Here is a 21,004-nt window from a genome sequence, read left to right as displayed (position 1 = left end):
ACCGGGAATGGACCACGGCGGCGCAGGAGCCCATCGCGGGTGTCGAGGTCGACCCCGCGCCCTCGGAGCACACACACCGCCGCCTGCGCGGCGCTTGCGCCGGATCGGCGCTCCAGGCCCGACCTGCAGTGACGCGGAGGACGAGCGATGAAGGAAGCCCCGGGCACGCTGAACGTTCGCATCGAGTCGGAGCGGGGGCCGTGGGACCACGTCCAGGTCCGCGAGCTGTCCGGGCGAGAGGCGATCTCGCAGCCCTTCTCGTTCGATCTCGACGTCGCGATCGACGAGGGCCACGAGCTCCCGGCCGACGCCGCGCCCGGCGCCGAGATCAGCCTCGTCCTCGAGTCCGACGGCGAGGAGATCCGCCGCGTCTCGGGCATGCTCGGCCCCATCCGGGACCGCCTCGAGCCGCTGGCCGAGCGGTCCACCTGTCGCCTGCGCCTCGTGCCGCGCGCGCTCCGGCTCACCCTCGTCGAGACGCAGGAGATCTTCCTGGACCGCAGCGTTCCGGACATCCTCCGGAGCAAGCTCGAGCGGCACGGCCTCGGCACGGAGGACGTCGAGCTGCGGCTGATCGAGAGCTACCCGGAGCGCGAGTTCGTCGTGCAGCACGGCGAGAGCGACCTCGCGTTCATCAGCCGCCTGGCCGAGCACGTCGGGATCAGCTTCTTCTTCGAGCACGAGGACGGCCGCGACAGGCTGGTCTTCACCGATCATCCGTCCGGCTTCCGCCCCGCCGCGGGCGCGGCGACGGTGCCTTTCCGCGCCCGCGGCGAGGCAGCGGGCGTCTTCGCCCTCGAGGTGACGACCGATCTGGTGCCCACCAACTACGTCGTGCAGGACTACAACTACCGCGCTCCGCAGCTCGACCTGACGGCGTACGCCGGCCTGGACTCGGGCGACGGCGGCGGCGTCGTCGAGTACGGCAGCCACGTCAAGACGCCCGAGGAGGCCCGCAAGCTCGCGCAGATCCGGGCCGAGGAGCGGCTCTCGCGCCAGCGCGTGTACGAGGGCAAGGCGAGCCGCGCGGCGCTGTCCGCCGGGCGGCGCGTGACGCTGCTCGAACACCCGCGCCTCCCCGGCCCCGAGGAGCTGCTCCTCGTCGAGGTGGAGCACGAGGCGCGCTTCCCCGCGTTCAAGGACACGGGCGAGCAGAGCCCGTTTTACAGGAACGCCTTCCGCGCGATCCCGGCCCGCGTCGCCTACCGGCCGCCGCGCCGGACGCCGAGGCCGCGCATCTCCGGCGTGGTGACCGGGATCGTGCAGCCGGGGCCCGGGGGGAAGACCAACGGGATCGCGCAGCTCGACGCCGAGGGGCGCTACACGGTCCAGCTCCATTTCGACACGGCGCAGCCGGGCGAGCAGAAGGCCTCGCGCCCGCTCCGGATGGCGCAGCCCTTCAGCGGCACGGGGCACGGGATGCACTTCCCCCTGCGCCCGGGCACCGAGGTCCTCGTGGGGTTCGCCAACGGCGACCCGGACCGCCCGGTGATCCTCGGGGCCATGTCCAACCCGCTCGCGCCCTCGCCCGTGACGGCGCGCAACGCCAACCAGAGCCGCATCACCATGGCCTCGGGCGCCATGCTCGAGATCTCGGAGAAGCAATGACGAAGCCCACGACGGTCGGGATCCACTTCCGCTCCGAGGCCGCCCCGGCCGGGGGGTTCACCGTGCTGGGGCTCCGCGGCGAGGAGGCGCTGTCGCGCCCGTACCGCTTCGAGATCGATCTCGCGTCGCCCGATCCCGCGCTGCCGCTCGACGACATCGCCGGCGCGGCCGGCGAGCTCGACCTGGCGGGCCGCGCGATCCCGGGGGTCGTGGTCGAGGTGGAGCAAGGCGGCGCGCTCGGCGCCGGCCGGTACGCCTACCGGGTCGCCCTCGCGCCGCGCGTCGCGCTGCTCGGGCTCGCGCGGCAGACGCGGACCTACCAGCGGCTCAGCGTGCCCGACCTGGTGGAGGCGGTGATCGCCGAGAGCGGCCTCGCGATCGAGGTGGAGCGGCGGCTCGAGGGGGCGTACCCGCCGCGCGAGCACGCCGTGCAGTACCAGGAGAGCGCGCTCGATTTCGTCTCGCGGCAGCTCGAGCAGGCGGGCATCAGCTACTTCATCGAGCCGCGGGGCGGGGCGGAGCGGCTCGTCCTCTGCGACCACCCGGGCGGCTTCCGGGGCGCGGTCGAGGCCACCATGGGCGAGGGGGAGGCCGCCCAGGTGCGCGCGCTGCGCTGCCGGCGCAGGCTGTCGCCGCGCGCGGTCGTGCTGCTCGACCACAACGAGCGCACGCCGGAGGTGCCGCTGCAGGCCGAGGCCGAGGTCGACGGCCGCGGCTTCGGGCTGCTCGTCGACGAGGGCGGCCCCTTCGCGACGCCCGAGGAGGGCGCCGCCCTTGTCGCCGCGCGCGCAGAGGAACTGCGCTGCCGCGCGGCCGTGTACGACGGCGCGATCGGCGCGCCGCTCGCCGCGGGCGCGCGCCTCGGGCTCTCGGGCCACTTCCGGGCCGACTGGAACCGCGATTACCTGGTGACGCGCGCCGTACACCGCGCCGGGGGGGGCGACGAGGGGGGCGACGAGGGGGGCGACGAGGGGGGCGACGAGGGGGGCGACGGGCCGCGCTACGCCTGCGAGTTCGAGGCGATCCCGGCCTCGACGCGCTACCGCCCGCCGCGCGCCACGCCGAGGCCGCGCCTCGAGGGAGCGATGGTCGCGCACGTCGACGCGCGCGGCCCGGAGGGCACCGCGGCGGTCGACGCCGAGGGCCGCTACCGCGTGGTGATGCCGTTCGACCTGAGCGGCGCGGCCGAGGGGCAGGCCTCGGTGCCGATGCGCCTGGCGACGCCCTACGGCGGCGCCGACGAGGGCATGCACTTCACGCTGCGCAAGGGCGCCGAGGTGCTGTGGACCGGCGTCGGCGGGGACCCCGAGCGGCCGGTGATCACCGGGGTCGTGCCCAACGCGAAGAGCCGCGTGGTGACGAGCGCCGACGAGGGGCGCGGCCGCATCCGGATGCCGAACGGGGCCATGGTCGAGATGGGCGGCGGCGCCGGGCGCCCGCGCGCTCGAGGGGCCGGCGGCGCGCCGGAGGCCTCGCGGGGCGGCGCCGACGGCGCGCTGCCGCTGGAGCAGCAGCTCGGCCAGGACGACATGACGACGACCGCGAGCGCCGCGGAGGACTGGATCCGCATCGCGGTCCCGCACAGCGACGGGAAGTACAGCTACCTGCGGTACGGCGAGCGCGCGACCGCGGCGGCCGGCACGTTCACCGAGTCCGCGCGGCTCGATCCGGCCGACGGGTTCGGCGACGGCGGCTGGACGTGGTCGAACCTCGACACCGGCTACAGCAGCAGCTCGGCGGACAGCGACAAGGGGAGCGCCGCGCACTTCGGCTGGGCCGCGAGCGACGGGGTCTACGATCACACGGACGGCAACCGCACGGTGGTGACCCAGGGGGACTACCAGTCGGTCACCACGGGCAACCGCACCGACGTCGTCCTCGGGAACTACCGGCTCGTGATCCCCAACCGGACGCTCGGCATCTACGACGTCGACTTCTACTCGATGACGTTCAGCAACGACTGGCAGGGCTGGCGCAAGACCCAGCGCAGCCACGTCTCGTCGGTCAACCTCACGTACGGCGACAACTCGAGCTTCTTCACCGGCATCAACTTCGGGATGAGCCTCGGCGGGAGCTACAACATCGCGGCGGGCGTGAACGGCAACGTCTTCCTCGGGCTCAACACCGGGATCACGGCCGGGATGGTCTGCAACATCGCGTACGGCCCGGTGCTCGAGTTCGGCAGCACGAAGAAGCTCACCACGGCCGACGAGCAGGACATCAAGGCGCGCTCCAAGGTGCACCTGCGCGTGCGGACCACCGACACGCCGGCGGTCGAGGCCGCGAAGCCGTGGGCCGCCGCGGTCGCGGCGGGCGCCGCGGGCGCGGTGTTCGGCGCGGGCGGCGCGGCCGCGGGCAAGGACGACCTCGAGAAGGGCGGCGGGCTCACGGGGATGACGTGGGGCATCGCGACGCTCGGGGCGCTCGTCGGGTCGTACCTGGTCCACAAGCTCGCGCACGCGAACCCGCTGAACGACGCCGAGCTGATCATCGAGCCGACCCAGATCCTGCTGCGCTGCGGCGGGCCGGCCGGCGCGACGATCAAGATCGAGCCCGCCGCGATCGAGCTCGCCTGCGGCACGAGCAGCCTCAGGCTCGATGCGACCGGCGTCGTGGCCACATCAGGGCTCGCCGCCCTGGAGCTGAGCCAGCAGAACCAGATCTCCAACCTGAAGTACGGCCCCAACAACATGGTCGCGGTCGACGCCGGGGGACCCATGCTCCGGGGGCTGCAGCAGCTTCAGTTCTTCTAGAGAGGAGAGGCCCGCGCCGCGAGCACGCGCGCGGCACGGCGCCCGTCGAGAGCTGTCATGAAGATCGTCAACCCCACCCCCACGACGTTCGCCGCCATCCCCTGGCAGCTCCGGCCCCCGCAGTGGGCCCTGTGCCTCATCGTGAAGGGCACCTACCGCCTCTCGCCCGGCGAGCCGGCGATCCCGGCGGACGCCCCGGAGCCGCCGCTCGGCGACCTGTACGACGAGGACGACCCGCGCCGGGCCCTCCGCCGCGCGTCCGATTTCGCGCCCTTCAAGCCGAAGGCGGACCTCCTGCTGTCGGGCAAGGCGTACGCGCCCGGCCGCCGGCCCGTCACGTCGCTGCCGGTCAGCTTCGCCGTCGGCAAGACCTCGCTCGCGCTGCTGGTGACCGGCGACCGCCACTGGACCGATCCGGCCGCCGGCAAGCGCGCCGAGCCGCAGCCGTTCGTCGAGATGCCGCTCGGCTTCGATCGCGCCTTCGGGGGCCCTGGCTTCGCGGCCAACCCCGTCGGCCGCGGCGCCTTCGACCCGGGCGAGCGCGACCCGCGGCGGCGGCCGCTGCCGAACGTCGAGGATCCGCGCGCGCCGGTCGACTCGCCCGCGGCGAGGCCGCCGCCCGCGGGCTACGGGCCGCTCTCCGCCGCGTGGGCGACGCGCGCGAGCAAGCTCGGCACCTACGACGCGCGCTGGCTGAAGCAGCGCTGGCCGTTCTTCCCCGAGGACTTCGACTGGAGCCACTTCAACGCGGCCGTGCCGGCGCTCCAGGCCGAGTACCTGCGCGGCGACGAGGAGATCGTCTGCCTCAACCTGCACCGTGAGCGGCGCGAGTACCGCGCGTGGCTCCCCGGCGTCCGGATCCGCTGCTTCCTCGACGAGCTCGCGGGCGGCGCGGACTGCTTCCGCGAGGTGCAGATGAACCTCGACACGGTCCACGTCGACCTGGAGGCGGGGTCGCTGTGCCTTGTGTGGCGCGGCCACGCGCCCGTCTCCGCCGAGGACCACCCCGAGGTGCGGCACGTGCTCCTCGCGAGCGAGCCGCTCGGCGAGGGCCGCCTCGCCGCCGCGCGCTACCGCGAGCGGCTCGCGCTCGCGCTGCTGGAGGCGCGCCCCGCCGCCGCGCCGGCAGCGGGGGCGCGCCCCGACGCGGCGGCGCCGCCCGGCAACGACAACGACGGCGCGCCCCCCCTGGCCGGCGTCGATGACGCCGAGCTCCTCTCGCACATCCGCGCGACGCTCGAGAAGGGCGGCGCCCCGGCGGCGCTCGTCGCCGCCCTCGGCACGCCCGACGGCGACGCGGCGCTCGAGGCGTGGCTCGGCGCGCTCGCCGGAGATCCGGCGCAGCTCGAAGAGGTCCAGCGCAAGACGCGCGAGCAGGTCAAGAAGGCGCTCGAGGCGCAGGGGCACGACCCGGCGCAGCTCGACCAGCTCGAGGAGCTCGACCGCGCGGACGGGGCCCGGGTCGAGGCGGCCCGGGCAGCCGCGGCGCCGTGGACGCGCGAGCGCGTCGAGCTCTGCCTGTCGATCCAGGAGAGCATGGCCGGCGCCGACCTCTCGGGGCTCGACCTGTCGGCGCTCGACTTCGGCGAGGCGCGGCTCGCGCGCGCCCTGCTCGTGGGCGCCGACCTGACCGGCGCCCGCTTCGACGCCGCCGACCTCGAGGGGGCGACGCTCGCGCGCGCCAGGATGGCGGGCGCGCGGCTCCCGTCGGCCAGGCTGCGCGACGCGGACCTCTCCGGGGCCGACCTCACGGGCGCCGATCTGACCGGCGCGATCCTCGACGACGCGCGCCTGGACGGCGCGGCGCTGCGCGGGGCGGACCTGACCGGCGCCGGCGCGGCCGGCGCTTCGTTCCTCGAGGCCGACCTCACCGGGGCGCGGCTCGACGGCGCGCGGCTCGCCGGCGCCCGCCTCGCGCGCGCGGCGCTCGACCGCGCCTCGCTCCGCGGCGCGGCGCTCGAGGACGCGAGCCTCGAGGGGGCGCACGGCGAGGCGGTCGACCTGCGCGGCGCCGACCTGCGCGGGCTGCGCGCCTCGGAGCAGACCCGCCTGCCCCGCGCCCAGGCGCGCGGCGCCCGCGCCGACGGCTCGCGCTGGATGGACGCCGACCTGACCGGCGCCGACCTCGCGCTGGCGAGCCTGCGCCGCGCGGATCTCGGCCGGGCGGAGCTCGGCGGCGCCGACCTGCGCGGCGCCGACATGGCGGGCGCCGACATGACGCGGGCGCGGCTCGGAGGCGCCCGCCTCGAGCGGGCGAACCTGCACGGCGCCCGCCTCGAGGCCGCCGACCTGCGCGGCGCCGACCTGCGCGGCGCGGTGCTGTACGAGGCCGCCCTGTGGCAGGCGCGGCTCGACGGCGCCGACCTGCGGGGCGCGCAGCTCGCGGCCACCCTGCTCACCAGCGATCGAGGCGCGACATGACCGGGACCGCCGCCGCCGGGTTCGCGCGCGACAGGGACGATCTCCTGGCGCGCCTCGACGCCGGGCCGCTCGACCCGCCGATGGTCGTGGGCCTCGACCTGCGCGGCGTCGATCTCTCGGGCCGCGATCTCTCGTGCGTGCTCTTCAACGGCGTCGATCTGAGCGACGCGCGCCTCGCCGGGGCGACGCTCACCGGCGCCGTCTTCCTCGCGGTCGCGCTCCGCGGCGCCGACCTGTCGGGCGCGCGCCTCGAGGGCGCGGTGCTCGCGCGGAACGCGCAGCTCACCCGCGACGCCGCGGCCGCGGCGCTGCCGCTCGAGGCCGACCGCGACCTCGGCCCCGAGGTCGTCGAGGCCCTGCGCGCCGCGGGGTACGCGGGGTACCAGGCCGGGGCCACGTCGCTCGCCGGCGCCTCGCTCCGCGGCGCCGATCTGTCGCGCGCCCGGCTCGAAGGCGTCGATCTCACCGGCGCCGATCTCTCGGCCGCCACGCTGGCCGGCGCCGGGCTCGCGGAGTGCGCCCTCGACGGCGCGCGCCTCGACCGCGCGACGCTCCGCGAGGCCGAGCTCGACCGCTGCACCCTCGCGGGGACGAGCTTCGTCGACGCCGAGCTCGCCGCGGTGACGCTCATCGGGGTCGAGCTCGCCGCGCTCGATCTGTCCCGCGCCCGCCTCGTCCGCGGGCTCCGCGCCCCGAACCAGGATCTCCGCCGCGCGGCGCTCCCGCGCGACCTCGCGGGCGGCGATCTCACGGGCGCCAACCTCGCCGGCAAGGATCTCTCCGGCTTCGACCTGCGCGGCTGCAAGCTCGACGCGGCCGATCTCGACGGCGCCCAGCTCCCGTCCGCGGCGCTCGGCGGCGCCTCGCTCCGCGGCGCCTCGCTGCGCGGCGCGCGCCTGGCTGGCGCCGTGCTGAGCGGGGCCGACCTCGCGGGCGCCGCGCTCGAGCGCGCGAACCTCGACGGCGCCCGGCTCGACGGCGCCGGCCTCGAGCGGGCCGACCTCACCGGCGCGAACCTGTCGGGCTGCGATCTCTCGGGCGCCCGCCTGCGCGACGCCCGCCTGCGCGGCGCGCTGCTCGCGGCCGCCACGCTGCGCGGGACCGAGCTGACGGGCGCCGATCTCGCCGAGGCGTCGCTGCTCGACGCCACGCTCGACGGGGCGGAGCTGCGCCGCGCGGACCTCTCGGGCGCCCGCCTCGCCCGCGCCGCGCTCGCCGGCGTCGATCTCTCGAACGCCGTCCTCGCGGGCGCCGATCTCGCCGGGGCGCGCATCGCGGGCGGGCGCCTCCGCGGCGCGGACCTGTCCGGCGCGAGCCTCCGCGGCGCGGCGCTCCAGCGCGCGCAGCTCGCCGGCGCCACGGTCGCCGGCGCGGACCTCTCCGGCGCCTCGATCGAGCAGACCTCGCTGCTCGGGCTCGACCTGCGGGGCGTGCGCCTGACCGGCGCGCGGCTCGCGAGGAGCTCGCTCGTCGAGGCGCGGCTCGCCGGGATGGACCTCTCGAACGCGGAGCTGCGCGACTGCGATCTGTCGCGCGCCGATCTCCGGGAAGCGAAGCTCGACGGGGCCGATCTGACGCAGGCGAGCCTCGCCGGCGCGAACCTGGGCGGCGCCTCGCTCGTCTCGGCGCGCCTCGGGGTCGCGAACCTGACGGGCGCCGTCCTCAGGGGCGCCGGCCTCAGGGGCGCGGACCTCTCCCGGGCGTGCCTCGACGGCGCCGCGCTCGCGCGCGCCGATCTCGGCGGCGCGCGGCTCGACGAGGCGATGGTGCGCAAGGCGGATCTGAGCGGCGCCCGGCTCGAAGGCGCCTCGCTCGTCCACGCCGATCTGTCGCACGCCGACCTGTCCGGCGCCGACCTGTCCGGCGCCGACTGCCGCGCCGCGAACCTGCACCGCGCGATCACCGCGCGCGCGCGGTGGGACGGCGCGAAGCTCGACGGCGCCCGCGCGACCGATCCGGAGCGCGCCCGCGCCGAGGACTGGCGCCCGCCCACGTCGCTATGAGATGAGCCGCCGACGACCACTGCGAAAGCCGCCCGACCCGAGGACCACCGCCATGCCCACCGCCGCCCTCCCTTCCCTGCCCGCCGAGCCCCCGCCCGCCGAGGCGAGCCCCGAGGCGCATCGCGACGGCGCTCCGCCGGGGGAGCGCCCGCTGCGCATCGTGGCGCGCGCGGGCGCCTCGGCGTCGATCGTCGAGCGCGACGGCCACGAGGTCGTCGCGGTGCACGACCCGGCCGGCCGGCTGCTCTTCGAGTACGACGCGGAGACCGGCCGGGGCAGCCTCGTCGCGGCGGGCGGCCTGTCGCTCGCGGCGCCCGGGGGCGACATCGATCTCGTGGCGGGCGGCGCCATCCGCTGCTGGGCGGCCGGCGAGATCGCGATCTCGAGCAGGAGCGGCGCGACCCTCGGCGCGCGCGCTGAGGGGCGGGGGGCGACGGTGCGGGTCGCGCCCGAGCGCGTCACCGTGGCCGGGGGGGCGCTCGCCGCCGTGGCCGAGCGCGGCGACGTGCGCATCGCCGAGGCGCGCTACGAGGGGCGAGCGCTCACCGCCGTGCTGGAGCGCGCGCACACGACGGTGGGCAAGCTCGAGTCGATCGCGGGGCGGGTGATCGCGCGCGCGGAGGACCTCTTCCAGGAGGTGCGCGAGTTGCACCAGCTCCGCGCCGGGCGGCTGCGCGCGCTGGTGGAGGACGTGATCGAGCTTCGCGGGCGCGAGGTGTCGGTGGACGCGCGCGAGGACGTGAGCCTCGATGGCCAGCGGATCAACCTCGGGTAGGAGGGGCGGCGATGTTCCCTGTGACGACGATGCAGGCCGGGATCTGTCAGGCGATGCCGGACACGTGCAAGACCCCGGCGCCGCCTGGCCCGCCGGTGCCGCTGCCGTACCCGAACGTGGCGATGTGCAACCAGGCTGCGCCGAGCACTTGCTCCCTGAAGGTGCTGCTGGCGGGCAAGCCGGTGCTCACGAAGCAGAGCGAGATCCCGATGTCGACCGGCGACGAGGCGGGCTCCGCCGGCGGGGTCGTGAGCGGCAAGATCAAGGGAGAGGCGATGTACCGCACGTTCTCCATGAAGGTGAAGGCCGAGGGCAACCCGATCGTGTTCCACACCTGCTCGGTGGCGCAGAACGGCAAGAGCCCGAACATGCCGATGGGGGTGCAGGTCGCGCCGTCGCAGACGAAGGTCGTGGTGAGCGGCTGAGGGGCCGAGGGGCCGAGGGGCTGGCCGGGCGGGGTGCCGTCCTGGCGGGGTGTCGCCACCGCGTGGTGCACCGCAGCCGGTACGAGCTCGGGGCCGCGGGCGCGGTCGCGTGCCGGCTGGAGGTGCACCTCACCCCGCGCGCGCTGCCCCACCAGACGGTCGAGTTTCACCAGCTCGTGGTGCGGCCCTTGCCGGCCTCGCGGCGGCTCGAGGAGGACGCCTTCGGCAACCACTGCGAGCACGTCGAGATCGGGGGGCGCTTCGGGGCCGTCGAGGTGACGGCGCTCAGCGTGGTGCGCCTGGGCGAGGAGGAGGCGGGCGGCGGCGGCGATCTCGGGCACGACTGGCGGGCGGCGACGGAGCGCACGGCGGCCGCCGCATCGGAGGATCCGGCGCTGCGCGCGTTCGTCGAGGGCACGGCGCGCGCGCCGCGGAGCGCCGCGATGGCGGAGTACGCGCGGGGGAGCTTCCAGGAGGGCCGCCCGCTCGGCGCGGCGCTGGAGGGGCTGGTCACCCGGATCCGGCGGGATTTCGCCTTCGATCCTGGGGCCACCACCGCGGACACGGGCCTCGCTGCCTTCTGCGAGCTCCGGCGCGGTGTCTGCCAGGACTTCGCGCACCTGGCGGTGGCGTGCCTGCGATCGGTGGGCCTCGCGGCGCGTTACGTGAGCGGCTACGTGGCCGGCTCCGCCGCGGCGCCGTCGCGCGCCTCGCACGCGTGGGCGTCGGTGTGGTTGCCCTCGGGCGGCTGGTACGACCTCGATCCGACGGCGGGGCGCCTGGGCGCGACCGGGCACATCGTGCTGGGCTACGGGCGCGACTACGAGGACGTCGCGCCGATCCGGGGCACGGCCGAGGGGGCGCGGGGCGTCCGGCTGCGGACGGCGATCACGGTGGCGCCAGAGGGGAGCGATTGAGGCTTTCCCGCTCGCCTCTCCAGACGTCGGCCATCCCCACCCCGCGCGACGCCCGCCTCTCCGCGGGCCTGTCCGAGCACGGGGCTGCTCGCCGACCATTCATGGTCAAGGAGCTTCAGCTCGACGCTGGCCGGCGAGTCAGCCGCCTCGCCGGCGCAGCTCGGCCTCGAGCTCGACGATGCGCCGCTCCGCCGTCGCGCGGGCGGCCTTCTCCGCCTCTGCGCTTCGCCGCGCCGCCTCCTCGGGGGTGAGCACGAGATCCGCCCCGTCGGGGGTGCGGGCGAGACGAAGCGCCGCCGGATGGCCTGCGGCCGGGACCACCACCCAGTGCAGCTCCAGCACGGTGCATGGGCTGCGCTCCTCTTCGACGACGCGCTCGACCAGGTCGCCCTCGATGCGATCCCAGACCCGCAGCCGCTCCCCGGGCGCTGCGTCGGGGTCGAACGCGACGAGCTCCAGCACGCCGAGCTCGTGGTACTTGGCGAGCTTCTCGTCCCAGGTCTGCGGCGCCGCGTCGTGCTCGCTCATGATCTCGACGGCGAGCTCAGGGGCACCGCGTTCCCATATCTTCCAGGAGCCGAAAGGCGTGTCGGGGGTGCCGAGCCGGACGAAAGCGTCCGGCGCCAGGCACCGGCTCGGATCCGACGCGGACCAGTAGACGAACTGGTCGGAGCCGATCGCCGCTCGCTCGGCGAAGGTCTTGAGCACGAGGTAGAGCAGGGTCCTGATCTCGAGGTGGCGCTTGGTCTCCGGCACGACGGCCTCTTCCGGGAAGTGGAGCGGGGACGGCGCGCGCACGTGACGGAGGCGACGCGCGGGAGCGGCGTGCTGCATGGGGGCAGTATACCCACCGCGTGAGGATGTCGATCGGGGCACGGCACTCGCAGGGGCGAGAGGTCGTTCACCACGGCCCCGAGCACGCGGTTGCGCGGCACGAAGAGCCCGTGCGGCTCGTCGACCGCCGCCAGGGACCCTGGGAGTACCCGAAGGTGACGCCGCGTGCGCTCAAGGTCGTCCATCCGCGGTCACCGGCCGACGGGCGCCTCCTTGCGCGATCGCGGTCTAGGATGCGGCCTGCATGAACGGTCGATCCCCGCCTCCCCGCCGCCGCCTGCGCGTCACCCTCGCGCTCGCGCTGGCCGTGGCCCTCGCGCCCGCGCCGGCCGCGGGCGACACGCCCGCCCCGCCCACAGGCGACCTCCGGGCGCGCGGGGCGCCGTGGATGCGCGTGTTCAACGCGGAGGACGGCATCCCCCAGATCACCATCAACGCCGTCGCCTTCGAGCCCGGCGGCCGCCTGTGGATCGGCACCCAGAACGGCGCGGCCTCGTACGACGGCCGCCGCTTCACGCCCCTCCCCTTGCCCACCGGCGGCGGGTCGAGCTGGGTGCAGAGCATCGCCGTGGGGCAGGACGGCGCCGTCTGGTTCGGGATGATGACCGGCCAGGTCATCCGCCACGCCGGGGGGCGCTCCACGCGCTTCGGGGCCGCCGAGGGGCTCACGGGCGAGAAGCCGATCCGGACGCTGCTCGAGGCGCCCACCGCGCGGGGGCGCGCGGTCTTCGCCGCCACCACCGACGGCCTCTACCGGCTCGACGGCGAGCGGTGGGCGCGCGTGGACCTGGGGCCCGGCTTCGAGCACCCGGACGTGCGCGCGCTGCACGCGACGACGCTCCTCGGCGGGGAGCCCGCGCTCTGGGCAGGCACCGGCGACGGCCTCTTCCGCTGCGACGCCCGGGGCTGCGCCCGCTTCGCGACGACCGCGGACGGGCTGCCCAGCAACGTGGTCATGAGCCTGCTCGAGACCTCCGGGGAAACAGGGGGCCGCGTGCTCTGGGCAGGCACGCGGGGCGGCATCGCGCGGCTCGCGGAAGCGCGGTGGGAGAGCTTCACCCCGGCGACCGTACCGGCGCTGGCGCACCCGGTGCGGGCGCTCGCCGAAACGGTGAGCGGCACGGGCGCGCGGACGCTCTGGGCCGGCACCTACGGCGGCGGGCTCGCGCGGCTGCAAGGCAGGACGTGGACGGCGCTGACCATGGCGAGCTCCACGCTGCCAGACGATCACGTGATGGCGCTCGCGGCGGCCGCCGGGGCGCACGGCGGTCGCACGCTCTGGATCGGCACCAACGCCGGCGGCCTCGCGCGCCTGCGGCACGACGGGTGGGCGGGGTTCACGCAGCGCAACGCGGGCCTCGCCGGCAGCCTCACCTCCATCGCCGAGGTGCGCGCGCCGGGAGGGCAGGCCAGCCCGCCCGAGCTCTGGGTGGCCATGAACAACACCGTGGCGCGGTCCGCAGGCCAGGGCTTCGCGCCGCTCGACGCCCCCGAGATCGCCGGCAAGCTCGGCGACCTGGTGACCTTCATGCTGCCGTCCGCGCGCGAGCCCGGGGTGGTCTGGATCGGGAGCGACACCACCGGGCTCCATCGCTGGACACGCGGGCAGCTCACCACCTACACGCCGCAGAGCTCCCCGCTCCCCCACGTCGGCGTCCGGTGGCTGTCGGAGTCGCTGGACGGGCGCGCGCTCTGGGTCGGGACGGTCGGCGGGGCCGCGCGCCTGGAGGCGGACGGCGCGTGGCAGGTCTTCACCAGAGCGCAGGTGCCCCTCGCGGACGACCACGTGACAAGCATCGTCGAGACCAGGGGCGCGGGCGGGAAGGTCTCGACGTGGTTCGGCACCATGAAGGGGCTGTCGCGGCTCGAGGGAGGGCAGTGGCGGAGCTTCACGGCCGCGAGCGCGCCGCTCGCCTCGGACGCGATCGCCGCGCTCGCCGAGCTCCGGGACGCGCGCGGCGCGCGGGTGCTCTGGATCGGCGCCCAGGGCGGGATCTCGCGCTACAACCTCGACGCGGACGCGTGGATCGAGCCGCTGAACGAGCGGAGCCGGCCGGCGCTCCCGGACAGCATCGTCTACGGCGTGCGCGCGGACGCGCAGGGCCGGGTGTATGCGTTCACCGACCGCGGCGTCACCCGCTTCACCCCGCGCAGCCCTACGCCCGACGACCCCGCCGAGCTCGCGGCCTACACCTTCACGACCGACGACGGGCTGCCGAGCAACGAGTGCAACCAGAACGGCTCGTTCGTCGACAGCGCCGGCCGCGTCTGGGCGAGCACGGCCGGCGGCGTGGCAGTGTTCGATCCGGCCGAGGAGGTGCCGGACGCCGCGCCCAGGCCGCTCGCCCTCGCCGCGCGCGCTCAACGTGCGCGCGGCGCGCTCGCCCTCGCGCCCGGCGCGTCGCTCGCCTGGGACGAGAACACCGTCTCGTTCGAGTACACGCTCCTGAGCCTCTTCCACGAGCGCAGCACGCGCTACCGCACCCAGCTCGCCAACTTCGACGCGGCGCCGAGCGCGTGGAGCGCCGACGTGAGCGCGCGCTACACGAACCTCGCGCCCGGACCGTACACCTTCCAGGTCTGGGGCCGCGATCACGCCGGCAACGTCGCCGGCCCGGCGACCGTCGCCTTCCGCGTCCGGCCCGCGCCGTGGCGCACCGCCTGGGCCTACCTCGGGTACGCGGCGGCGCTGGGCGGGCTCGTCTACGGCGGCGTGCGCCTGCGGCTCCGGGCCCTGCGGCGGCGGACGCGCGAGCTGGAGCTCCTCGTGGAGCAGCGCACCGCCGAGCTCACGGCCGCCAGGGACGCGGCGGACGCCGCGAACCAGGCCAAGACCACCTTCCTCGCCAGCATGAGCCACGAGCTGCGCACGCCCCTCAATGGCATCCTCGGCTACGCGCAGCTCCTCCAGCGCTCGCCGCGGCTCGCCCCGGAGGACCGGCCCAGCGTGGACGTGGTGCGCCGGTCGGGCGAGCACCTGCTCACCCTCATCGACGACGTCCTCGATCTCGCCCGCGTCGAGGCCGGCCGGATGGACCTCGCGCCGGGCGACGTCCACCTGCCGTCGCTCGCGCGCACGGTCGCGGAGCTGTGCAAGGTGCGCGCGGCGCAGAAGGGGCTCGCGTTCGAGCACGAGGTCGCGGAGGGCACGCCGGCGTGGGTCCGGGCCGACGAGAAGCGGCTCACGCAGGTGCTCCTCAACCTGCTCGGCAACGCGATCAAGTTCACCCGCGCAGGGCGCGTGACGTTCCGGGTCGCGGGGGGCGAGCGAGAGGGGCGCGGCGGCGTCGTCTTCCGCGTCGAGGACACCGGCCCCGGCATCGCGCCGGCGGATCTCGCCCGTATCTTCGAGCCGTTCGAGCAGGCCGGCGACGAGCGCGCGCGCGTGGAAGGGGCGGGCCTCGGGCTCGCGATCACCCGGCGCATCGTCGACCAGATGGGCGGCCGCATCGACGTGGAGAGCGCGCCCGGCGAGGGCAGCACCTTCACCGTGGCCCTCGACCTGCCCGCCCTCGCCGGCGCGTCGCCGGCGCCGTCCGGCGCGCGGCGCGGGACCGCGGCGATCACCGGCTACGAGGGCGCGCGCCGGACGATCCTCGTGGTCGATGACCACGAGGACAACCGCGCCTTCCTGCGGGACGCGCTCGCCCCGCTCGGCTTCGAGGTCGAGGAGGCCGAGGGCGGCGAGGCGGCCGTCGCGCTGGCGGATGCGTGCAGGCCGGACCTCGCGCTGATGGACCTCCGCATGCCCGATCTCGGCGGCGACGAGGCAGCGCGCCGTATCCGCCGGATCCCGGGGCTCGCCGGCCTGCCGATCCTCGCCACGTCGGCGAGCGTGGAGGAGCCCGAGCGGGCGCGTAGCGCGGCCGCCGGCTGCGACGGCTTCCTCCCCAAGCCGATCGACCTCGGCGCCCTGCTCGCGCTCCTGGAGCGCCGCCTCGCCCTCACCTGGGTCCGCGCGGCGCCCGCCAGCGCGCGCGGCGCGGGCGCGGGCGCGGAAGGCAACGGCGGCGAGGCGCCGCCGCGCGGGCCGGCTGTGCCGCCGCCCCCGGAAGAGCTGGCGCGGCTCGCCGAGCTCGTCGAGCGGGGACGCATCCAGGACGTCGTGCAGCGGCTCGCCGCGCTCGAGGCGGAGGACCCGCGGCTCGCGCCGTGGCTCCGCGAGGTGCGCGGGCTCGCCGAGGAGTTCCGGATCCGCGAGCTCGGCGAGCGTCTGGCCGCGCCGGAGCGCGGCGCCGCGGCTTCATGACCGAGATTGTGCGGCGCGGGTGCTTTGCGCCGTGTTCTGCCTTACCGTGCCTGGATGACCCTGCGCTCTCGAACCACGAAGCAGCACCGCTCGTCGGTCGTCGTCGGCGGCGTCGCCGGCGCCGCGCTCCTGGCCGCGGCGTCCGCCGGTCTCCCCGTCGCCCGCGCGGACAGCGGCCCGCTGGAGCGTACGCCGGTGACCTACCGCGTGACGGATCCCTACGCGCGCGGCGTCGAGCGCGAGATCCACGGCTTTCGCGTCGACCCGCCCTGCGCGGCCACGTCGGTCGTGCTGCTGCAGCACGGCCTCTCGTATGACGCCGAGGCCTGGGACTTCAGCCCCGAGGAGGGCTATTCCTACGCGCGCACCCTGGCCGACGCCGGTTACACCGTGGTGGCCATCGACCGGCTCGGCTACGGCGCGAGCACCCTGGATGACGGATACCGGGCGACGGTCGACGTGCACGCCGACATCGCTCACCAGATCGTCCAGCAGCTCCGCGGGGAGTTCGACCACGTCGCGATCGGCGGCCACAGCGCCGGCGCCGAGGTCTCGGAGCTCGAGGCGGGCCTGTTCGGCGACGTCGATGCCCTGATCGCGATGGGGTACCACCAGTTCCCCTCCACGCGGTTCCTCGCCGATTTCACGACCGGCGACATCCCGCGCGCCCTCCTCGGCGACTACGAGTACTTCCTGGGCACGCCGTCCCACCGCGCGGCGATGTTCTATACCTCCGCGGCCGAGCCCTGGGTCGTCGCCGCGGACACCGCCGCCGCCAACCTCACGCCGAGCGGCGAGATCCTCACGATCACCCTCCAGCCCTCGCGCGTCCTCGCGCCGTTCGTCCGCGTCCCGGTGCTCCTGCAGCTCGCCGACGGCGACCGGCTGTTCCCCTCTGCCTTCGCCCTCCTCGCGGCGGCGAGCTTCATCCAGTCGCCCTCGGTGACGCTCGATCGCGTGCCGCAGGCCGGCCACACGTACATGCTCCACCGCAGCGGTCCGGCGGCCGGCGAGCGCATCGCCGACTGGCTGCGCGGCCGGCCGGAGACGCCGAGCTGCCTGCCCTGACCCCCCGTGAGGAACGCCAGCCCGCCGGCTCCGGTGCAGGAGGGCAGCTCGGCTGCCCAGGGGAGACCGGCCCCGGCGCCCGCGGTCCCTCAGCCGCCCGCCGCGGCGCGGCTCCCGGCGTCGAGGCCGCCCTTCTTGACGATGAAGTCGGCGATCTCCTCGACTCCCTTGTTCGCCTTGAGGTTGGTGAACAGAAACGGCCTGTCGCCCCGCATCTTCCTGGCGTCCCTGTCCATCACCTCGAGGCTCGCGCCGACCATGGGCGCGAGGTCGATCTTGTTGATGATGAGCAGGTCCGATCGCGTGATGCCGGGGCCGCCCTTGCGCGGGATCTTGTCGCCGGCCGACACGTCGATGACATAGAGGGTCAGGTCGGCGAGCTCCGGCGAGAAGGTCGCGGCCAGGTTGTCGCCGCCGGACTCGACGAAGACGAGATCGAGCGGCGCCAGGCGCTGCGCGATCTCCTGGACGGCCCTCAGGTTGATGGAGGCGTCCTCGCGGATGGCCGTGTGGGGGCAGCCGCCCGTCTCGACGCCGACGATGCGCTCGGGGCTGAGCGCGCCCGAGCGGGTCAGGAACTCCGCGTCTTCCTTCGTGTAGATGTCGTTGGTCACCACGGCGACGCGCCACTCGTCGCGCATGCGCTTGCAGAGGCGATCGACGAGCGCCGTCTTGCCGGAGCCGACCGGCCCTCCGATACCGACGCGGAGGGGACCATGGTTCGCTGCTATCATGACCTGAACAACCTCGTGTGCTGGGTTTCGTGTTGCATCGACGAGAGATCGACCCCCGGCGTCGCGGCGCCGATGCGATCGAGCGGCGTATTGCGGGCGCGCCGGGCGGCGTCGACGATGACCGGCTCGAGCGCCGCCACGACCCGCTGGCCGTCCGTCTGGCCGAGCGGGACGAGGCGGATGCCCGCCGAGACGAGGCCGGAACCGAAGGCGTGGAGGTACGCCGTCAGCGCCGGCTCGAGCGGCACGCCGTGCGCGGCCGCGGCGAGCCCGACGGCGACCGGGAGCGGCGCCTCGCCGGCGTGGCGCTCGGCGAACGCGTCGAGGCGGGGATGCGGCCAGGCGGCGCGGGTGATGGTGAGGAAGGAGGCGCCCTGCTGCGCGCTCTCCAGCGCGAGCTCGCGGGTGCCCCGGAGCGCCGCCCCGAGCTCGGCCACCTCGTCGAGCTCCTGGTCCCGCTCCGCGCGCCAGGCGGCCGCGAGGAGGGCCGCGTCGACCCGACCGGAGCCCTCGCCGAGGATCGTCGCGACCCAGGCCCGGAGCTGCTCTGCCGTCGTCACCAGGCCCGCCTCGACCGCCCACTCGATCCCGTGGCTGTAGCTGAACCCGCCGACCGGGTAGGCCGGCGACATCCAGCTCAGCAGGCGGTAGAGCGCCCCCTCACCCATGGCGATCACCCGTGTCCGTCCTCGCGATCGTGCTCATGGTCGTGGGAGTGCCCGTGGCCGTGAGCGTGGGAGTGCCCGTGGTCGTGCGAATGCCCATGACCGTGGTCGTGGTCGTGGGAGTGCCCATGATCGTGGGAGTGCCCATGATCGTGGGAGTGCCCATGATCGTGGGAGTGCCCATGATCGTGGGAGTGCCCATGATCGTGGGAATGCCCGTGATCGTGGGAATGCCCGTGATCGTGGGAATGCCCGTGCCCGTGCGGCGACTGCCGATCGTAGGCGCCGCGCTCCGGCGTGAACGGGGCGCGCAGCGGCGTCGCCTCGGCGCCGAGCCCCCGCACCATGTCGACGATCACGTGATCGTGCCGGATGAGGATCCGCGCGCCGTCGAAGGCCGCCGGAATGTGACGGTTGCCTATATGCCAGGCGATGCGGGCCAGGTCCGTCGCCTCGCGGCAGGTGACGGCGACGAGATCCTCGTCCGCGGCGCGAACCCGGATCCAGGCGCCGTCCGCGAGCCGGAGGCCGTCTCCGTCGCCGAGCACGGTCGCCTCCGGAAGGTCGAGCAGGAACTCCCACCCCTGATCGGTCGCGAGCCGGATCCGCCGGCGGTGCCGATCGTCATGGGCGAGCGTCACCCACGCCTCGGCCGAGGCTTCAGGGTAACTCCCGCGGGGAACAACCTCGATGGCGCGTCGCATATCAGAACAGGAAGTAGCGCTGGGCCATGGGGAGCACCTTCGCCGGCTCGCAGGTGAGCAGCTCGCCGTCGGCCCTCACCGTGTAGTGCTCCGGGTCGACCTCGATGCGCGGCGTGGCGCTGTTGTGGATCATGCTCGCCTTCGAGATCCCGGACCGGGTGTTCTCCACCGCGATCAGCGGGCGCGACAGCCCCGCGCTCGCCCCCACCCCGCGCGCGAGCGACGCCTGGCTGACGAACAGGACCGAGCTCTCGATCGCGCTCCGCCCGTAGGCCGCGAACATCGGCCGGTAGTGCACGGGCTGCGGCGTCGGGATGGCGGCGTTGGGATCGCCCATCGGCGCCGTGACGATCGAGCCGCCCTTGAGCACCATGTCCGGCTTGACCCCGAAGAAGGCAGGCGACCAGATCACGAGATCGGCGAGCTTGCCGACCTCGACCGAGCCGATGTGCCGGCTGACACCCTGGGCGATGGCCGGGTTGATCGTGTACTTGGCGACATAGCGCTTGGCGCGGAAGTTGTCGTTGTCCTGCCGCTCCTCCGACAGCTTGCCGCGCTGGCGCTTCATCTTGTCGGCGGTCTGCCAGGTCCGCAGGATGACCTCGCCGACGCGCCCCATCGCCTGGCTGTCGCTCGCCATGATCGAGATGGCGCCGAGGTCGTGCAGGATGTCCTCGGCCGCGATCGTCTCCGCCCGGATGCGGCTCTCGGCGAACTTCACGTCCTCCGGGATCTCCTTCTTGAGGTGGTGGCAGACCATGAGCATGTCCAGGTGCTCGGCGACCGTGTTCACCGTATAAGGCCGGGTCGGGTTCGTGGACGCCGGGAGCACGTTGGGCACCCCGACCAGCGCGATGACGTCGGGCGCATGGCCGCCGCCGGCCCCCTCGGTGTGGAACGAGTGGATCGTCCGCCCCTTGAAGGCCCGGATCGTGTTCTGCACGAAGCCGGCCTCGTTCAGCGTGTCCGAGTGGAGCGCCACCTGGACGTCGTACGCGTCGGCGACGGCGAGGCAGTTGTCGATGGCCGCGGGCGTGGTGCCCCAGTCTTCATGGAGCTTCAGCCCGCAGGCGCCAGCCTCGATCTGCTCGACGAGGCCGGCGGGACGGCTCGTGTTCCCCTTGCCGAAGAGGCCGATGTTGATCGGCAGCGCCTCGGCGGCCTGGAGCATGCGCCGGAGATGGAAGGGGCCGGGCGTACAGGTCGTCGCGGCCGTGCCCGCCGCCGGGCCGGTGCCCCCGCCCATCAGCGTGGTCAGGCCCGAGCAGAGCGCCTCCTCGACGAGCTGCGGGCAGATGAAATGGATGTGCGTGTCGATGCCGCCGGCGGTGACGATCTTCCCGGCGCCCGCGATGACCTCCGTGCCGGGGCCGATGACGATGGTCACGCCGTCCTGCACGTCGGGGTTGCCGGCCTTGCCGATCCCCGCGATCCGGCCGTCCTTGAGGCCGATGTCCGCCTTGACGATGCCCCAGTGGTCGAGGATGAGCGCGTTGACGATCACCGTGTCCACGGCGCCCTCGGCCTGCGTCCGCTGGGACTGGCCCATGCCGTCGCGGATCACCTTGCCGCCGCCGAACGACACCTCCTCCCCGTACCCCTTCAGGGCGGTGAGATCCTGCTCGACCTCGATGAGGAGATCCGTGTCGGCGAGCCGCACCTTGTCGCCCAGGGTCGGGCCGTACAGGCTCGCATAGCTGGAATGAGAGATCGGATAAGGCATCGCCAGAGTCTCCTAGAGCGACAAACGAGTTGAAACCACGAGAAAAAGCAGGAATTTCACAGGGAGGCGGGGAGGCGGGGAGCTAGAGACGGCAAGAGAGAGAAATTCATTTCTTTTCTTCCTCC

General features: G+C 74.7%; 14 protein-coding genes. 9 read left to right on the top strand and 5 right to left on the bottom strand.

Annotated elements, in window-relative coordinates; all coding sequences use genetic code 11:
- The first annotated feature begins 147 nt into the window (after positions 1–147).
- The 7 genes from WME85_RS21520 (at position 148) to WME85_RS21490 (ending at position 10,902) form a co-directional block, all read left to right on the top strand.
- A complete protein-coding gene (locus WME85_RS21520; RefSeq protein ID WP_437840576.1) occupies positions 148–1,608 on the top strand; it encodes a type VI secretion system Vgr family protein in 1,461 nt (486 codons plus the stop codon).
- Entirely contained in the window at positions 1,605–4,361 is a 2,757-nt protein-coding gene (locus WME85_RS21515) for a type VI secretion system Vgr family protein (RefSeq protein WP_437840575.1), read from the top strand. Before WME85_RS21520 ends, WME85_RS21515 begins: the two co-directional genes overlap by 4 nt.
- A 57-nt stretch (positions 4,362–4,418) precedes the next feature.
- On the top strand, positions 4,419–6,782 hold the full coding sequence (locus WME85_RS21510) for a DUF2169 family type VI secretion system accessory protein (protein ID WP_437840574.1): 2,364 nt from the start codon (positions 4,419–4,421) through the stop codon (positions 6,780–6,782).
- Positions 6,779–8,785: a pentapeptide repeat-containing protein gene (locus WME85_RS21505; RefSeq protein WP_437840573.1), complete on the top strand. Its 2,007-nt coding sequence runs from the start codon at positions 6,779–6,781 to the stop codon at positions 8,783–8,785. The genes WME85_RS21510 and WME85_RS21505 overlap by 4 nt, the downstream gene beginning before the upstream one ends.
- Positions 8,786–8,837: 52 nt before the next feature.
- Complete coding sequence (locus WME85_RS21500) at positions 8,838–9,560, top strand: DUF3540 domain-containing protein (RefSeq protein ID WP_437840572.1); 723 nt, start codon at positions 8,838–8,840, stop codon at positions 9,558–9,560.
- A gap of 11 nt (positions 9,561–9,571) precedes the next feature.
- Complete coding sequence (locus tag WME85_RS21495) at positions 9,572–9,985, top strand: DUF4150 domain-containing protein (protein WP_437840571.1); 414 nt, start codon at positions 9,572–9,574, stop codon at positions 9,983–9,985.
- 62 nt (positions 9,986–10,047) lie between these two features.
- Complete coding sequence (locus tag WME85_RS21490; RefSeq protein ID WP_437840570.1) at positions 10,048–10,902, top strand: transglutaminase family protein; 855 nt, start codon at positions 10,048–10,050, stop codon at positions 10,900–10,902.
- A 138-nt stretch (positions 10,903–11,040) separates the two neighbouring features.
- Here WME85_RS21490 and WME85_RS21485 read toward each other — a convergent pair whose 3' ends face one another.
- Entirely contained in the window at positions 11,041–11,736 is a 696-nt protein-coding gene (locus WME85_RS21485; RefSeq protein WP_437840569.1) for a Uma2 family endonuclease, read from the bottom strand.
- A gap of 244 nt (positions 11,737–11,980) precedes the next feature.
- Here WME85_RS21485 and WME85_RS21480 point away from each other — a divergent pair, with 244 nt between their 5' ends.
- Both WME85_RS21480 and WME85_RS21475 read left to right on the top strand, forming a co-directional pair.
- Complete coding sequence (locus WME85_RS21480) at positions 11,981–15,985, top strand: hybrid sensor histidine kinase/response regulator (protein ID WP_437840568.1); 4,005 nt, start codon at positions 11,981–11,983, stop codon at positions 15,983–15,985.
- Between the two features lie 54 nt (positions 15,986–16,039).
- On the top strand, positions 16,040–17,053 hold the full coding sequence (locus tag WME85_RS21475; RefSeq protein WP_437840567.1) for an alpha/beta hydrolase: 1,014 nt from the start codon (positions 16,040–16,042) through the stop codon (positions 17,051–17,053).
- An 89-nt stretch (positions 17,054–17,142) separates the two neighbouring features.
- Here WME85_RS21475 and ureG read toward each other — a convergent pair whose 3' ends face one another.
- Genes ureG through ureC form a run of 4 tightly spaced genes read right to left on the bottom strand, consistent with a single transcriptional unit; the run spans position 17,143 to position 20,879 of the window.
- On the bottom strand, positions 17,143–17,787 hold the full coding sequence (ureG, locus tag WME85_RS21470) for an urease accessory protein UreG (protein ID WP_437840566.1): 645 nt from the start codon (positions 17,785–17,787) through the stop codon (positions 17,143–17,145).
- Complete coding sequence (locus tag WME85_RS21465) at positions 17,784–18,455, bottom strand: urease accessory protein UreF (protein WP_437842340.1); 672 nt, start codon at positions 18,453–18,455, stop codon at positions 17,784–17,786. The genes ureG and WME85_RS21465 overlap by 4 nt, the downstream gene beginning before the upstream one ends.
- A gap of 5 nt (positions 18,456–18,460) precedes the next feature.
- Positions 18,461–19,156 (bottom strand): urease accessory protein UreE, encoded by a 696-nt coding sequence (locus tag WME85_RS21460; protein ID WP_437840565.1) that lies wholly within the window; start codon positions 19,154–19,156, stop codon positions 18,461–18,463.
- A gap of 1 nt (position 19,157) precedes the next feature.
- On the bottom strand, positions 19,158–20,879 hold the full coding sequence (gene ureC / locus WME85_RS21455) for an urease subunit alpha (protein ID WP_437840564.1): 1,722 nt from the start codon (positions 20,877–20,879) through the stop codon (positions 19,158–19,160).
- Between the last annotated feature and the right edge of the window lie 125 nt (positions 20,880–21,004).

This window comes from Sorangium sp. So ce1153 (genome assembly GCF_051521595.1).
Lineage (GTDB): Bacteria > Myxococcota_A > Polyangia > Polyangiales > Polyangiaceae > Sorangium.
This window is presented reverse-complemented; position numbering and strand designations above follow the sequence as displayed.

Coding starts and splice junctions, on each gene's coding strand:
- WME85_RS21520 (WP_437840576.1), top strand. CDS start 148: ATGAAGGAAGCCCCGGGCACGCTGAACGTTCGCATCGAGTCGGAGCGG.
- WME85_RS21515 (WP_437840575.1), top strand. CDS start 1,605: ATGACGAAGCCCACGACGGTCGGGATCCACTTCCGCTCCGAGGCCGCC.
- WME85_RS21510 (WP_437840574.1), top strand. CDS start 4,419: ATGAAGATCGTCAACCCCACCCCCACGACGTTCGCCGCCATCCCCTGG.
- WME85_RS21505 (WP_437840573.1), top strand. CDS start 6,779: ATGACCGGGACCGCCGCCGCCGGGTTCGCGCGCGACAGGGACGATCTC.
- WME85_RS21500 (WP_437840572.1), top strand. CDS start 8,838: ATGCCCACCGCCGCCCTCCCTTCCCTGCCCGCCGAGCCCCCGCCCGCC.
- WME85_RS21495 (WP_437840571.1), top strand. CDS start 9,572: ATGTTCCCTGTGACGACGATGCAGGCCGGGATCTGTCAGGCGATGCCG.
- WME85_RS21485 (WP_437840569.1), bottom strand. CDS start 11,736: ATGCAGCACGCCGCTCCCGCGCGTCGCCTCCGTCACGTGCGCGCGCCG.
- WME85_RS21480 (WP_437840568.1), top strand. CDS start 11,981: ATGAACGGTCGATCCCCGCCTCCCCGCCGCCGCCTGCGCGTCACCCTC.
- WME85_RS21475 (WP_437840567.1), top strand. CDS start 16,040: ATGACCCTGCGCTCTCGAACCACGAAGCAGCACCGCTCGTCGGTCGTC.
- ureG (WP_437840566.1), bottom strand. CDS start 17,787: ATGATAGCAGCGAACCATGGTCCCCTCCGCGTCGGTATCGGAGGGCCG.
- WME85_RS21465 (WP_437842340.1), bottom strand. CDS start 18,455: ATGGGTGAGGGGGCGCTCTACCGCCTGCTGAGCTGGATGTCGCCGGCC.
- WME85_RS21460 (WP_437840565.1), bottom strand. CDS start 19,156: ATGCGACGCGCCATCGAGGTTGTTCCCCGCGGGAGTTACCCTGAAGCC.
- ureC (WP_437840564.1), bottom strand. CDS start 20,879: ATGCCTTATCCGATCTCTCATTCCAGCTATGCGAGCCTGTACGGCCCG.